Raw genomic sequence first — 13796 nt, 5'->3', positions numbered from 1 at the left:
GGGCGCTTGCTGAATTGGCCTGACCTGACAAGCATCACTCGCTGCCTTGTTGATGGAACAGAGGCTGTATTAATATCCAAACTTCCCCAATAGACCCCTGCCCTAATCCACTATGGTGTTGTCCCGACAGTTCTATCGCCAAGGCCCCAGCCGGCGGGATAATTCACTGGTCTCTTTTGCCGATGTCAGAAGGCGCTTTGGCTTCAGATCTATAGCAGTTGGGCGCTGGGTAACCGATAAAGAGCGAGATCGAGCTGCGGGCCTATTTTACGATGCCCTTGTTGATTTAATGGCCATCCTCAAGGGGCCAGAAGCACTTATATCCCTAAGAGGCAGCTTGTCTTTTCAATATGGAATCGGCGGTCGGCCAGGCATGTCGGCTTTTTATGACCCTTCTGCACGTAGCTTTTCACTAGCTAAAAACGCCGGACCCGGATCTATCGCCCACGAATGGTTCCACGCGCTGGATCACCACCTTGCCCAGAAGGCATTCAGTGATACTTCTCAAAGTATGTATGCCTCAGACGCCTGGCTCCGCGGTGCGACTCCCGAACCCCACCCGCTAAATGATCTTCTTTTCGCATGCTTCAAAACCATTATGTTAGACGAGGAAGGCAGCAATCCCAGCGATCTGGTTACTGCATCCGTAAAGGCTGATAAGACAAACGGTTCCATCTATTACAGTGAGCCAGTTGAACTTTGTGCCCGTGCCTTCGAGGCATTTATCCAGGATTCCAGTATCAGCAACAACTTTCTGGTGGCGGGCTCAAAGGCCAGTAAAGAGGCCAAGCTTGGCCTCTACCCGATAGGACACCAGCGCCAGCAGATCAATCTTGCATTTGAGCAATACTTTGCTTTCTTAGGGCGAGCGCTTTGGGCTGAGTTGAATGAGAGTGAGTAAGTTGGCTTTTGAGTTTAGTAGCAAGCTCTTCGGCCAATGACTGACTTTGCAATAAAGCCTGGTTTACCGAATTTCGATGCCGTTCATCCGCAAACTCCTGGAATTCCGCATTGATTTCATGGACTTGATCGACCCCCAGGTAATGGCTCAGTGTCCTGATATGAGGACCCAAGTGATTCATGTTCTCGCGTATTCCCCCCTCTGCAAAGCCAAACTCTCCGGCAGAAGTAATTAGCACCAGAACCTTCTCCGACATAATGGGCTCAAGCGGATAGTCTCCACGGGCCAAGTCAAAGGTGAAGGTCTTGTTGATGCGTATCACCTGGTCGAACCAGGCTTTTAAAGCCGCCGGCATACCGTAGTTATACATTGGGGAGGACATTACTATGACATCCGCCTGGTCGAGTTCATTGATCAAAGTATCCGATAATGTAACCAACGATTTTTGCTCTTCACTACGCTGATCTTCTGGAGTGAATACAGAGGCAATCCAATCCTGGGTAATGAATCCTGGCGGGGTCTGGCCAACATCCCTATAGATGAGTTTATCTTTTGGTCTTAGCCCAAGCCAACGCTTCACAAAACTTGCGGCAACGGCCTTGGAGATAGAGGAGTGTTTTGGTATGTCCCTATACTCCTCCGGTACCTGAATAGTCCAGAAAATCTGGGCGCTGGCTTCAATATGAAGAAGGGTTTTCATTTACTAGACCTCGAAAAATTCATCATTTGGTCCAGCGATAGTGCAGTCTACAAGCATTCTTGACAAATGAGATATTTTTCCTTATAGATGAATTAATTTCATCTATAAGGAAGAGTAGTCCATGTATCCAAGCCTACCCTCCCTCAATTCCTTAAAGGTTTTTGATGCAGCTGCGAGGCTCGGTAGCTTCAAGAAAGCTGCAGAGGAACTCTTTATCACTCCTACAGCAGTATCCCATCAGATAAAAAGTCTGGAAGAAACGCTAGACAGCCAGCTGTTTGAGCGTAAAACCCGCGCAATACAATTAACAGAAGAAGGAAGGCTACTCGCAGAAACAACTTCACGAGTTTTTCAGCAACTTGCCGCAGCAATAGGTGAAATCGCTAACTCAAATAGTGTGATTGCTGTCAGTACAACTTCATCTTTTGCTGCACTGTGGCTGGTTCCCCACCTGGAGCGCTTTTATCAGAAGCATCCTGGTATCGAGATATCCATTTCGACCGGTGAACAGATAGATGATATTGAGCGCGACCGACACATTGATGTAGCTATTCGCTATGGTGAATTTGATCCAAAAGCCAAAAATAGCACAAGGCTTATTACTGAATCAGTGGGTATGTATGCTACGCGGAACTACTTATCAAACATAACCGACCTCGAGCAGGCGCAGCTATTAGAAACCAAATGGATCAACCAATCTTTAACCCCATTCAGTTGGAAATCCTTACTTGGCGACTTCAATAAAAACCTTACCATTCGTCAATATGATCAGGAGTATCATGTCATACAAGCCGCACTAGCGAGCCAGGGGATTGCATTAGTCAGTTCCCTACTGATTCAGAATGCCTTACAGAACGAATGGTTGGTGCCATATAAAAGCGCAGCAGCTACAAAGCAAAAGGCTGAAGGGCTTTCATACTGCGCAGTAATCCCAGACCGCAATATAAATAACAAGCAGGTTAGTGTGTTTCTTGATTGGCTACTTGAAGAAATAGAATAAACTATGTATACGATATCGCCCTTACGAGCAAAGCTCGAAAGGGCGATAAACAAGCCATCACTAAAAAGCAATAAGACTTAAAAATTTAGAGGCAAATAATATTTTCTGCCTGAGGGCCCTTGGCACCCTGGGTAACTGTAAACTCTACAGCTTGCCCTTCCTGCAATGTTTTAAAGCCACTGCTGGCAATGTTGCTGAAGTGTGCAAAAACATCGGGGCCGGATTTTTGTGCAATGAAGCCAAAACCTTTGGCTTCATCGAACCACTTAACAGTACCAGTCGTTGTGTTAGACATAATAAATATCCTGAGAAAATAAATTGATCATAGTTGACCTGTTGGTCGAGCGGGCAAAAACTGAGAATTTAAAAGAGACAGAACGAAGGATTATGACTAAAACCACGAGTTGAACTAAAATAAAAACTGGGCGTTTATACCAGCTATCGGGATAGTAGCACCTAGAGCTAACTCGTGTCTATAAAAATAGAAATTAAGGATAGGAATGAAGCAGATAACTCAATAGCTGTATTATAAATGGCCTATTTTAAAGATTTTCCGCTCTAGCTATAGTTCACTCTGTGTCCTAGAGAGCTCTCACTAGGGAGTGCTACCTAGCTCCATACGAAAACGCCTTCTTAATTGTTTGAGAAAGGTCATCGGGGCCAGCCTGTACAAGTAGGCTCCAATCAGGCTTATATCTTTTGGAAACCAACGCTCCCTGCCCTTTTCCAATGCCGTCATAATCTGATTGGCCATCCACTCAGGGCTACGCACCGCTCCCACGGTGCTCCTTTGGTGCCGCGCCTGCCCACCATCTCCAGCTAAAGCGTTCTGCTCAATCGTTGTAGCCAGGAAACTTGGGTAAACCATTAATACACTAACTCCATCGTTCCGCACTTCCTCACGGAATACCTCAAAATACTGGTGCAATGCACTCTTGGCTGCGCAATAGCCCGCCCGCCCCAATACCGGCATCCATCCAGCCATTGAACTGATATTTACCACACAGCCTGATGCCGCTTTTAGCTCCGTAAACAAGCCTTGAGTAAGCTCTACCGGGACATGGTAATTCACCGCCATCACCTTGCGAATAACCGCGCTGGACGTCTGTGTAGAGAGGCTTCGGTGTGTAATGCCAGCATTGTTTACCAGCAGATCGACTCTTGAATGCTCATTCCGTAAGGATTGAGCCAGCTCCTCTAATGCCAAGCAGTTTGATAGGTCAACGGTATATATCCTGACTCGAACACCGATAGCCCTGAGTTGGGCCTCTCTTTGACGAAGTTTTTCAGCTGAAATATCGACCAGAACAAATTCAGCTCTATATTTTTTTGCAAGGCACAGGGTAATCGCCCAACCCAAGCCTTCGGCAGCCCCTGTAATCACAAAAGTCTTCTGTAAATTTTCCGACTGATTTGTGTCCATCTCAACTCTCCTCCACAGACAAGGGAGTTTTACTGGAGAGTGCTACTATGCCGAGTGCCCTTTCTGCAAACAGGTGAAAAACCTCTTTTGAAGTCTTCTCCGGAATAAACCCCAACTCTTCTTTTAAACGGCGATTATCCAGTACCGGCCTGTATTGCAAAAAGGCCACGTGGTCTGGGTGGGTATCCGTTAGGTGGAGGCTGTAACCCAGCCAGAGAACCGCTTTTATCAGCCATACTGGTGGTCTCATCAGTGGTTTGGACAGAATTTGACCTATTTCCTTGGGGCTGAGACTGCCATCACCGGTTAGATTGAATATGCCACTGTTCCCAGTACTCACACCAAGCGTGAGTGCGCGGATCACATCCTGGTCCCAGATAAAGACAAAGGGGGAATTATGCCCACCGGGGTCCAGAAGTACTTTTCGGCTAAAGAGTGCGCTGATCTTATTATTGGTGTTGGCACCTAAAACGGAAGACACGCGAAATACCAGTTGCTTGAGATACGGATACCGCTCACGGTATTCAGCCAGCAGCTTCTCAACTTTGCGCTTGTTATTGGAGTATCCAAATTCAGGGTTCCCCCTCAAAGGGTGATGTTCCTCGAGTTTGGGTGGATTATCCGGATAATAACCATAGGCGGCGCCACTGCTTGTTACAGTGATATGTTCAACTCCCGCGTAGAGACAGGCCTCCAATACATTTCTTGTGCCTTCCACATCTATACGGTATTCAGCAGCGTGGTCACGTCCCGCAGCCATCACTGATGCTAGATGAATCACATGGGTTATAGATTCGTTCTGAATTATCTTACCCAGGTCTTTATCACAGATATCATGAGCAAGAATTGGAAAACTCGCGATTCTAGTTCGGATATCAATCCCGGTCACAGGAAAAGTCTTACTCAACTGCTCCCCAAGCTGGAGACCTATATATCCCGCCGCCCCAGTAATCAAAATCCGCTTGTTCATTTTGAGGCTCCTATCAGGAAGTTGCTTCTGGCCTGCTTGTGCAGAAAACCTCATCTTGTGGTAGGAGATCTTTTTGTAAATCTGCCTTATGTGTTCTGAGTGCCCTTAAATAGGCGTCTTTGTGTACATAATACGCCATGCGCTCAAGTTCCAGATAACGTATACCGCCGTTTACACGTTTTGCCGATCTCTGCTGGATGATTTTCCTAAATCTACTAGCAGACGGTGCGCCAGAAATTAACTGACGAATAAAAAGTGCAACAAGTTCCGCTTGCTTATTGCGTCCTTCCCATCCCAATCCAGCCGCCTCTACCATACCCATCATAAAGAGGTTGTCGGACTCCGGATGGAATACATTCAGATACAGGCTTGGTGCATGACCACCCCAGTTCAGCTCGCTGCTATCCAAGAACGGGTAATGCAATTTGTAACCGGTAGCTTGCACGATCAGGTCATACGCTCCGCAACTTCCATCTGCGAATCTCACCTTATTCTCATTGACTGATTTGATATCAGGCCTGGGATTGATATCTCCATGGCCAATATGATGCAGGAGCAAGGAGTTGACTACTGGGTGAGATTCAAAGAATTGATAATCAGGCTCTGGCAAGCCGTATTGAGATGGGCGACCCAATGAAAATTGGGTCAGCGCCTTTGTAAGGCGCCGCTTAACAAAGAGAGGTAACTGTAGTTTGCCGCCTAACTGATCGATAGGTTTGCCGGCAATGTACTTCGGCAGAAAGTAATAGCCACGGCGCAGGCTGATATCAACGCTTTTCGCTCTATGTGCTGCGTCTACAGCAATATCCGCCCCACTGTTACCACAGCCAATCAACAGGACTTTTTTCCCGGCAAAGATTTCAGAGGACTGATATTGCGCAGAATGTAGTAACTCTCCAGCAAATTGGCCCGGAAGTTCAGGCTGGTTGGGGTGGTGCAAAGTTCCGCTGGCAATGAGTAGTCCGCTAAACTCCCGAGTTCTTTCCTGCCACTTTCTACGAGTGGTAATCAGCCAGTTTGGCCCGCTACGTTCACATCTCAAGACTTCTGTGTCGAACTCGTAATGGCCATAAAGACCAAATTTTCTCGCATAGGATCGGAAGTAATCACGCATCTCCCTGTGACTTGGGTAGTCAGCGACGCCCTCCCCCATCGGAAACTCAGCAAATTCGGTCATCTTCTTGGAGGAAATAAGGTGCGCCGATTCATACATTGTGCTGGTGGGGTTATCGATATCCCATAACCCCCCGACATCACTGTGCAGCTCAAAGCCAATACAAGGAATTCCATGCTTGAGTAAATTTCGAACGGTACAAAGGCCCATAGGACCGGCACCAATCACTGCATAGGGTTTCACGGCAGCTCCCTTTCCCTGTTTATTCGTTATAGCGCCAAGATAAAAGGAATATACCGTGACAAATCAATTACAGATCGTCATTATCGGGCATGTACTGGTTAATTTGGGACATTTTTGATGGATTTGACCGACACCAGAAGTGTAAACCTTAACTATACCAGGGCCTTATTCGAGGCTCTGACCAGCTTGGGTCTCGCCATACCAGAGGGAGCGAGCAACTTACTGTCCCAAATAAACCAGGAAGAACGTATTCCAATTTACCTGCAGGACCTGTTGTGGGAGTCGGTAATCGAGAGTTATCATGACCCTTTATTGGGGGTAAGGCTTGGGCTTGCCATGCAAGCGAGCCAAATCGGCATAGTGGGTTACCTCCTGATGACCCAAAAAATTTGGGAGAGGCGATAGAGCAATTGATTACCTACCACCCGTTGCTGGGCGAAGGTGGTCACTTTGAAATGCGTCGCGATGCATTTGCTGTAAACCTGTGTTACCACCCCAGCTTTTTAAGCTTTGCAAAAATCCGTGTAGAAACAGTGCTCACTGCTTGTATTGCTCAAACACGAATCTTGACTGGCGGAAAGTTTCAACCCCTCAAACTACTTCTCTCGTACCCTGCGCCTAGCCTTGCCCTACAGCAATGTTATCAGGAACTTTTACAACTACCACTTGAGTTCAACGCCAAGGTATCAGCGATTCAATTCACAGCTAAAGACTTAGCTCTACCGTTAATTGCGGCGGATGAAGAAGTCGTGGCCTGCTTAAAACCCAAAGCAGATGTTCTCTTACAGACGTTTGCCGCAAAGACCCTACACCGAAAGGTAACACTTTTACTTCAGCAGGCCCCAGGTTTAACACGTGAGAAAGTCGCCAAGCATCTTTGCCTAAGCCCTAGACATTTGGGTCGTAAGCTGCAGGAAGAACAGATCAGCTTTCGTGCTCTTCAGGATGAAGTGCGTAGTCACTATGCGAAACAATGGCTTAAAGAAGGGGAAAAAACAATTGTCGAAATTGCCTCGACCCTAGGATACTCCGATGAAAGTGCCTTCGGTAAAGCATTCCGGCGCTGGGAGAGCATTTCTCCTGGCTCTTATAGACAGAGTCTTAAACACAAGACAATTTGATTCTTCAATAGTAGAAGCCGATCTGTTCACTAATACTGGCCTTCTTGTAGCCAATTTCTTCCTCATACTCCCTCAAAAGTAAGGGCGCGCTCCATATTTGGGCGGCTATATCCCGATCATTCCGTTTAACCAGAGCAGGCGCTACAAACATCTCCATTGAAAGCGCTAAATCTAACCTCCCAAGAATAGTTAATAAACACAAGCGGCACTTTATCCGACAAAGACCCGGCCACTACACAGAGGCTATGATCAAAATTCGAACACTAGATTTTTTTTGTAAGGAGTTCGATATCAATGAAAGGCGGAATTTTTTCTAGGGCGCAATTTAGCAACTTAGGTGATTACAACTCAACTGATCCTTTTATTAAACGATTTCATGCCATCAATAAAGATATTCGGACCAGAACTTATGGCAATTTTCCACCCTTGAGGGGAAATTACGAAGATTGGAAGAGCTTTATTGAGGACGCTGTGGCCGAGGATGCCAAAGCAAGTTTTGAATTGATTGAAGCCAACCAGATACTTGCGGCCTGGGAAACTGCACTGGGTATTGGAAAAGTTTCATCATTTCCAATCAGTATCAGTGCGAGTATTACTGACATCTGTAACGCCCGGTGCAACTTTTGTGCATACCTGCCTGAACGGGTATCAAATCAGAAACTGTCATTTGATCAATTTCAAAAAGCCAACTGGCTTAAATTTTGTCGTGCTTTCAGGCCCAATGGCGGAGGACTTGGTGAACCTTTTGCCCACCCAAAAATTCTGGAGATACTGGAACAGCTTAGGGAAACTGCACCATATTTGTCTCTAGGGTGTGTCACTAATGGCTCAATTATGCGTCCAGAGGTGGCAGATATTGTCGCGCAGTATTTTTCATACCTCTATGTATCGGTAAATGCCGCGCGCAAGGAAACTTATGAATGGACCATGGCCCCATTAAAGTGGGAGCGGTTCGTAGACAATATGGATCGACTTAATGACTTAAAGCAACGACACGGCAGAGAGCGCCCATGGCTAAGGGCTGGATATGTTGTTCATAGCGGCAACCTTGATGAACTTCCGGAATTACCAGCTTTGCTACGCAGGTTTGGCTTCAAGGATTTGAACGTTAATCCAATGGTTCCGCCACCCCAGTATGGCCGCAACCAATTGCTGACTGAGGAAGCCAGTATTTTCAAGATTCCTCATAGGGCAGATTATGTTTTCCGGCAGCTTGAACAAGAGTGCGCTATCCACGGCATTGCACTTTCAAAAGCTCTTCCTAGTTTGAAGAAACTGCTTGGTGCGGCAGAAGGCGATAGAGTATGTCCACAGCAGAATAACCCCTCAATCGTAGCTACTGATAGAGAGTATCACATCACACCCAGCAGTCATAAAGTACCAGGCATGCTGAGCAATACCCCAAAGTCGCTAGTAATAACCAACAGGTTATCCAAGAAACCGATTGACAAGAAAGTTAATACTGCCAATGCCGCATTGAGAGCGAGTAAACCCAAAATCAGGCCAGTCATGGTCTCCATGCCTCAGGCGACAGGCTTAAACCTAGCAAAGGTAGTGGTAAGTAACAGTGACCTGGAGGCTATGGCGGAGACTGGTGATGGTGTGTCCTACAGCTACGAGTGGTCTGTTTTTGAGAACCAGAACCTAATTCCTATCTGCTGGGCCCCATGGAGAGCTCTCAAGATAGATATCTTTGAACGTACTCAAGTCTGCTGTAACTTTTTCCGGAAATTACCAAAATTTAAATGGACCAACGCCAAGGACTTCCATAGCGAAAAAAACATGTGGAATCACCCTTATATGCAGCATCTGCGAGAAACAATGGGTACACCTGAGGAGGTACCTTTTTGCACATTATGCAAGTCAACTGATAAAAGGCATTTAAAGAACGACAAAGAAAAACGTTCAATAATGCTGAAAAGCCAAAAAAGTATTATGAGATTGTAGCCAAAGTATCTGGTGTAGAGCTATGTGGCAAACTTGACTCTGTAAAGTCTCCACTACCTGATTGGAGCATCAAAAGTTCATTGCCCGATCAAAGGCCAATTTCACCATACACAAAGGGGATTGATTATTACAGGTACTCAGTCTTTCAACATGGATTCCATAACATTGGTAAAGTGTTGATGCTTGCAAGAGTCCCTGCAGTCTGGGCCCCCTTTCTCGCAGAAGTCAATGAATCGGTACATATCCTAAGCCCGCGACGAGGCCAGTGTGTTATCGCTGAGGATGTGTTAAAAGCATTTCAATTTAGTAATTACAAATTCACTCGTCTCGAGCAGCAACTTCTCGTAGCTGCCCCAAGTAAGTTAGATTTGTATGATGCGGTCTGGCTGGATGGGCTTATTTTTGAAGCCTTCAGCCGTGACGAGGTACTCTTGTGGGTACGTAAGATGCTAAAAAATGGCGGGAGACTTAGAGTAATTGGCGCTCCAGGCATTGGCAAAGTTGCAGAATCAATTCTTTCTAATCCTGAAAGCTCATCAGGAAAATTAGAAACGTTACGAGCTGGCATCCAGTTTTCTGGTAAGGGCAGCTATTTCACTCAGGATGGTGTTCTAGGTGCACTCAAAAAGTATAATCTTGCTCTAGATCGCCTGATGCCGCCCTCTGGTAGCCGTATTGTGCTTGCAGATGGTGTAAAAGGCACCGAAAAACTGAGTGAAACAGAGTTGATCAAAAAACTGGAGCTATTTGTCAGCGGCGGTGAATTAAGCCCCCAAAAGTACTTGGCAGGTATGGACCGAACAGTATCTTTTGCAGCACTAGCGGTCTAACTGCAGAAAAACTGACCTGACAAAGGCCGCCTAAATAGCTGTAAAGAGGCGGCCTTTTTCAACCGCTAGAAATTAGCAATACTGACATGCATCTGGATTAATGATGCGAATTTTTTAATGGCATATTATAGGGTGACAAATTAGGTGAAATTACTTAATTTTTTTCTTTTCTTTTAAAGAAAATTTCAGATTTAGAATTTCTACTGCTAGTGTTATTCATAAACCTGAGAACCATAAAGATCACCAATTTGAACCATGGATACGTCAGAGTCGAAAATAGACGAAGTTAATTCGTCAGGTCTTACCTGCACATGAAAAACAAAGGGCCTTATAGGTAATTAAGGGAACAACGCATTAAACACCGGCGCCAACATTGTACATAGAATATGGATATTGAGAGGCAATTCATGAGACGAGGAAATATACGTTTACTGATGGTAGCTGCTGGGGCCTGCTCACTCTTAGTCAGTAGTCTCGGGGCTGCGAATGTGGATGAGAGTGACGGCGATACGAGTAACGAAGTCACTTATTTCCAGACTAAGCTGGTAAAAGCCGAAAAAGTTTGCAAATTTGAGAATGATCTACCAATCCCAGCCACTATTGATGTTCGTGACGCTATACCGCCTTTCAATAGAGTCAACCTTACCGTTGAAAAGACTCAGGCTGATTTGGGGCTAAAATATTGTGATGGCTCCAATCAGGTGTTCCCCAAGGCAACAGTCTACGGTTTCAGATTGGAGGGAGAAAGTGAGGTACATTCCCCTGGCCCAACATTTCTAGCGAAAGAAGGTTACCCTATTTCTGTTGCCTTCGATAATAAATTGCAAGGACCCCACTTATTCCCTGTTGACACTTCCATACATGTTCCATATGTAGTCCGGAAAGATCCTGATGCGCGCCCCATTGTAATTCATCTACATGGTGGGCATACAGAACCTCGCAGTGATGGTCATCCTGAAGCTTGGTACACAAAGAATTTTGCATTTACAGGGAAAACATTTGATCTTGATAACTTCCGCTACAATTATTCGAATACTCAGGATGCCACAACATTATGGTATCACGATCACACAGTTGGGCTCACCCGACTCAATAATTATGCGGGTACTGCTGGCTTCTATCTAATTACAGATGACCATGAACAGGAGTTGATTGCCGAAGGAAGGCTTCCAGATGATAAACATACTATCCCAATTATGGTGCAGGACAAACTGTTTAGCACTGACGGACAACTCTACTACCCAGGGGTACATGGTGAACCCTTATCACCGTTTCCCAATGTTGACATACGGCCGGAATGGCCCAACCCAACGATTCTCGATGAATTCTTTGGCAATATTATCTTGGTAAATGGGAAGGTATGGCCGAAGCACCAGGTAAGCCCTACGGTATACCGACTTCGCTTGCTTAACGCATCAGATACGCGAACCTATGTGTTTAAGTTTGAAACTGAATCCAATGATGCGGTGGAATTTTATGTAATTGGGTCTGATGGAGGGTTATTAGAGCATCCTACCAAGGTCGATCAACTGGTGATGTCTCCAGCTGAGCGGTATGATATTTTGGTGGATTTTTCGCCTTATAAAGGCAGTCGTGTTTTCTTGCGCAATGAGGGGGCTGATAGCATGTTTAAGGGGTATTTTAATCCCGAATTGCCAGCTCCAAACGGCCAGACCGAACTGCTGGTCTTTAAGAAAGATGAAAGCTGGTTCTTGCTTAGGAAAGACGATGAAATAGCTCCGCCTACAGAGGTTGCCAGGGATATCTTGCGCTTCGATGTAGGGAATGATCTTGATCAGAGAGACCGTTATTTTGAAGAAGACTGTAAGCCTAACTGCATAGGGAATTTAAATCTATCCGCTGATACTCAACTAGGCAATCCGCCAATCCTGCCTCAAGTAGTCGACCGGCGCCGGAGACTATCTCTATTTCGAGTTTCGGACAACGAGGGGGACACATTAGATCACGGCCGCAGCTTGCTTATGCTAGGTACTTTTGAATTTGGCAGCCTCTCTTTTCAGGATCCGCTAACAGAGATCGTCCAGGTAGGTACAACAGAAATCTGGGAGTTCCACAATACTACTCGCGCAGCACATCCGATTCATGTACATCTCGTAGAGTTCGATATACTGAACCGGCAGCAAGCTCTTTACGAGCTGATTGATAGGCCGCAAGTGGACCCCTCTGATCCTTTCGGACAATTGATTACTGGCGCGATTATCAACCCATTAACATTCAAGCTTACGGGGGACGAGGTGCTGCCCCAACCCAATGAGTCCGGCCGTAAAGACACTGTCATCACTCTTCCTGGCTATGTTACTCGGATCAAAGCAAATTTTGACTGTACGGGAATCGATTGTACTAACGGAGAGTATGTGTGGCATTGTCATTTGCTGTCCCATGAGGACTACGACATGATGCGCCCTATGAAAATGTATGGCAGAACTTTAGGAGATAAAAAAAGACCTATTCCTTATCCGCTGAGTTCGAGAGAGCAGGATTCAAACTTCAGCTTTCTTGAAACTCTCTTAGGTAAAAATGACGAGCCGACCTGGCCTTTCTACACCAAGAGTTTCAAGCAAAGCTTGAAAACCAGCGATGCAGGCAGCCACCTCACCTGTGAACTCACCAAGAGAAAGATGTAAGAATAGATCAATGGATGGCGGTCACGTGGCGTTCCGACTGACTGATAAATGAGACTGACAAGCATGATTTCTTAAGTATATGTTATTAAGCAATATACAAACACTTTTTACATAGTGAGCGTCGCAATTGTGACGCTCTTTTTTAGAAATCCCGCTATTTGGAGCGACACTCAACCCCACAATCAAGCAAGTCTTCTGTAAGAACAAATAACATGCTTAACCCACATTGCATAAATTTTCTGAAAGTTGATCAGCTACTGAGAAGAATACTTTCAAGTCTTCCTTGCTAATACCTTTAGTTAATTGCTGTGAGAATTCAGCTTCTATTTCTTCTATGGTTTCGAAGAATTTGTAACCTTTCTTGGTAAGTTTTAGCAACTTACTGCGACCATCATTAGGGTTGGGTACTCTCTTTACCATATCCAGACTACAAAGTTCATCTACAAGTCGGGTGACCTGTCCTTTGTCGCGTTTCAGCGTAGCACTCAGTTCAGCCAGGGTGGACTCTTCCTTAGTCCAAATTTGCCGCATGGCCCTCAGTTGTTGGGGAGCAAGCTTCATGCTCAGGCGGCCAAGTTCCGGGGCTATCTGCAAGCTTAAGTCATAGCTCAAACGAAATGCAGCTTCATGAACCGTTCTGTTTTTTGCCATTGGCACAACTCCATATTCAATGGTGAGTACAGCAGGTGCGAAGCACCCGGCTCCATTATTCCTTAACTCCGTTAGTTGACAAGCAGCAATTGCTTCAATATAGATGACATATATCAACTAGATTGATTTAGAGAAGATATTGCAAAGTAAAACACCAGCAAATTTGCAGGAAGTATTAGCGGCCGTATAATCAGAATCTGCCCCTCCTTCAAAGAGATGGTTAGTTAGACAGCACTAATATGCCCCGGAAG

Annotated in this window: 13 protein-coding genes; 7 read left to right on the top strand and 6 right to left on the bottom strand. The window is 45.7% G+C overall.

Going from position 1 to position 13796, the window contains the following annotated elements:
- Window positions 1–112: 112 nt before the first annotated feature.
- Window positions 113–901 carry a CLCA_X family protein gene (locus P3339_RS11435; protein WP_282953479.1) on the top strand — a complete coding sequence of 263 codons (789 nt, stop codon included), beginning with the start codon at window positions 113–115 and terminating at the stop codon, window positions 899–901.
- Here P3339_RS11435 and P3339_RS11430 read toward each other — a convergent pair.
- Window positions 828–1601, bottom strand: a complete 774-nt coding sequence (locus P3339_RS11430; protein WP_282953478.1) for an FMN-dependent NADH-azoreductase — start codon at window positions 1599–1601, stop codon at window positions 828–830. The two genes, P3339_RS11435 and P3339_RS11430, sit on opposite strands and share 74 nt — an antisense overlap.
- A 121-nt stretch (window positions 1602–1722) precedes the next feature.
- Here P3339_RS11430 and P3339_RS11425 point away from each other — a divergent pair, with 121 nt between their 5' ends.
- Window positions 1723–2601, top strand: a complete 879-nt coding sequence (locus tag P3339_RS11425; RefSeq protein WP_020412806.1) for a LysR family transcriptional regulator — start codon at window positions 1723–1725, stop codon at window positions 2599–2601.
- Window positions 2602–2686: 85 nt separating this feature from the next.
- On the opposite strand, the gene P3339_RS11420 is transcribed toward P3339_RS11425, so the two are convergent.
- The 4 genes from P3339_RS11420 to P3339_RS11405 all read right to left on the bottom strand — a co-directional run bounded on the left by P3339_RS11420 (window position 2687) and on the right by P3339_RS11405 (window position 6351).
- The gene (locus P3339_RS11420; RefSeq protein ID WP_020412807.1) at window positions 2687–2896 is read right to left on the bottom strand and encodes a cold-shock protein; all 210 of its coding nucleotides are present in this window, start codon (window positions 2894–2896) and stop codon (window positions 2687–2689) included.
- Window positions 2897–3196: 300 nt separating this feature from the next.
- Complete coding sequence (locus P3339_RS11415; protein ID WP_020412808.1) at window positions 3197–4024, bottom strand: SDR family NAD(P)-dependent oxidoreductase; 828 nt, start codon at window positions 4022–4024, stop codon at window positions 3197–3199.
- A 1-nt stretch (window position 4025) separates the two neighbouring features.
- Entirely contained in the window at window positions 4026–4994 is a 969-nt protein-coding gene (locus tag P3339_RS11410; protein ID WP_020412809.1) for an SDR family oxidoreductase, read from the bottom strand.
- A gap of 13 nt (window positions 4995–5007) precedes the next feature.
- Window positions 5008–6351 carry a flavin-containing monooxygenase gene (locus tag P3339_RS11405; RefSeq protein ID WP_282953477.1) on the bottom strand — a complete coding sequence of 448 codons (1344 nt, stop codon included), beginning with the start codon at window positions 6349–6351 and terminating at the stop codon, window positions 5008–5010.
- Between the two features lie 117 nt (window positions 6352–6468).
- Between P3339_RS11405 and P3339_RS11400 the strand changes: the two genes are divergently transcribed.
- From P3339_RS11400 to P3339_RS11380, 5 genes are all read left to right on the top strand, one after another.
- Window positions 6469–6756: an AraC family transcriptional regulator ligand-binding domain-containing protein gene (locus P3339_RS11400; protein ID WP_282953476.1), complete on the top strand. Its 288-nt coding sequence runs from the start codon at window positions 6469–6471 to the stop codon at window positions 6754–6756.
- Window positions 6757–6761: 5 nt separating this feature from the next.
- The gene (locus P3339_RS11395; RefSeq protein WP_282953475.1) at window positions 6762–7472 is read left to right on the top strand and encodes an AraC family transcriptional regulator; all 711 of its coding nucleotides are present in this window, start codon (window positions 6762–6764) and stop codon (window positions 7470–7472) included.
- 294 nt (window positions 7473–7766) lie between these two features.
- A complete protein-coding gene (locus P3339_RS11390; RefSeq protein ID WP_282953474.1) occupies window positions 7767–9419 on the top strand; it encodes a radical SAM protein in 1653 nt (550 codons plus the stop codon).
- A 284-nt stretch (window positions 9420–9703) separates the two neighbouring features.
- A complete protein-coding gene (locus tag P3339_RS11385; RefSeq protein WP_282953473.1) occupies window positions 9704–10249 on the top strand; it encodes a hypothetical protein in 546 nt (181 codons plus the stop codon).
- A gap of 407 nt (window positions 10250–10656) precedes the next feature.
- Complete coding sequence (locus P3339_RS11380; RefSeq protein WP_282953472.1) at window positions 10657–12894, top strand: multicopper oxidase family protein; 2238 nt, start codon at window positions 10657–10659, stop codon at window positions 12892–12894.
- A gap of 216 nt (window positions 12895–13110) precedes the next feature.
- Here the strand turns inward: P3339_RS11380 and P3339_RS11375 are convergent, their stop codons facing one another.
- Complete coding sequence (locus P3339_RS11375) at window positions 13111–13545, bottom strand: MarR family winged helix-turn-helix transcriptional regulator (protein WP_282953471.1); 435 nt, start codon at window positions 13543–13545, stop codon at window positions 13111–13113.
- Between the last annotated feature and the right edge of the window lie 251 nt (window positions 13546–13796).

The organism is Microbulbifer sp. MLAF003 (assembly GCF_030012965.1).
GTDB lineage: Bacteria > Pseudomonadota > Gammaproteobacteria > Pseudomonadales > Cellvibrionaceae > Microbulbifer > Microbulbifer variabilis.
The sequence above is the reverse complement of the archived record's forward strand: the minus strand, read 5'-3'. Positions and strand labels throughout refer to the sequence as shown.

What these genes read in the sequence shown, in the direction of transcription:
- P3339_RS11425 (WP_020412806.1), top strand. Translation starts at nt 1,723, where the DNA reads ATGTATCCAAGCCTACCCTCCCTCAATTCCTTAAAGGTTTTTGATGCA.
- P3339_RS11410 (WP_020412809.1), bottom strand. Translation starts at nt 4,994, where the DNA reads ATGAACAAGCGGATTTTGATTACTGGGGCGGCGGGATATATAGGTCTC.
- P3339_RS11375 (WP_282953471.1), bottom strand. Translation starts at nt 13,545, where the DNA reads ATGGCAAAAAACAGAACGGTTCATGAAGCTGCATTTCGTTTGAGCTAT.
- P3339_RS11435 (WP_282953479.1), top strand. Translation starts at nt 113, where the DNA reads ATGGTGTTGTCCCGACAGTTCTATCGCCAAGGCCCCAGCCGGCGGGAT.
- P3339_RS11400 (WP_282953476.1), top strand. Translation starts at nt 6,469, where the DNA reads ATGGATTTGACCGACACCAGAAGTGTAAACCTTAACTATACCAGGGCC.
- P3339_RS11420 (WP_020412807.1), bottom strand. Translation starts at nt 2,896, where the DNA reads ATGTCTAACACAACGACTGGTACTGTTAAGTGGTTCGATGAAGCCAAA.
- P3339_RS11430 (WP_282953478.1), bottom strand. Translation starts at nt 1,601, where the DNA reads ATGAAAACCCTTCTTCATATTGAAGCCAGCGCCCAGATTTTCTGGACT.
- P3339_RS11380 (WP_282953472.1), top strand. Translation starts at nt 10,657, where the DNA reads ATGAGACGAGGAAATATACGTTTACTGATGGTAGCTGCTGGGGCCTGC.
- P3339_RS11415 (WP_020412808.1), bottom strand. Translation starts at nt 4,024, where the DNA reads ATGGACACAAATCAGTCGGAAAATTTACAGAAGACTTTTGTGATTACA.
- P3339_RS11390 (WP_282953474.1), top strand. Translation starts at nt 7,767, where the DNA reads ATGAAAGGCGGAATTTTTTCTAGGGCGCAATTTAGCAACTTAGGTGAT.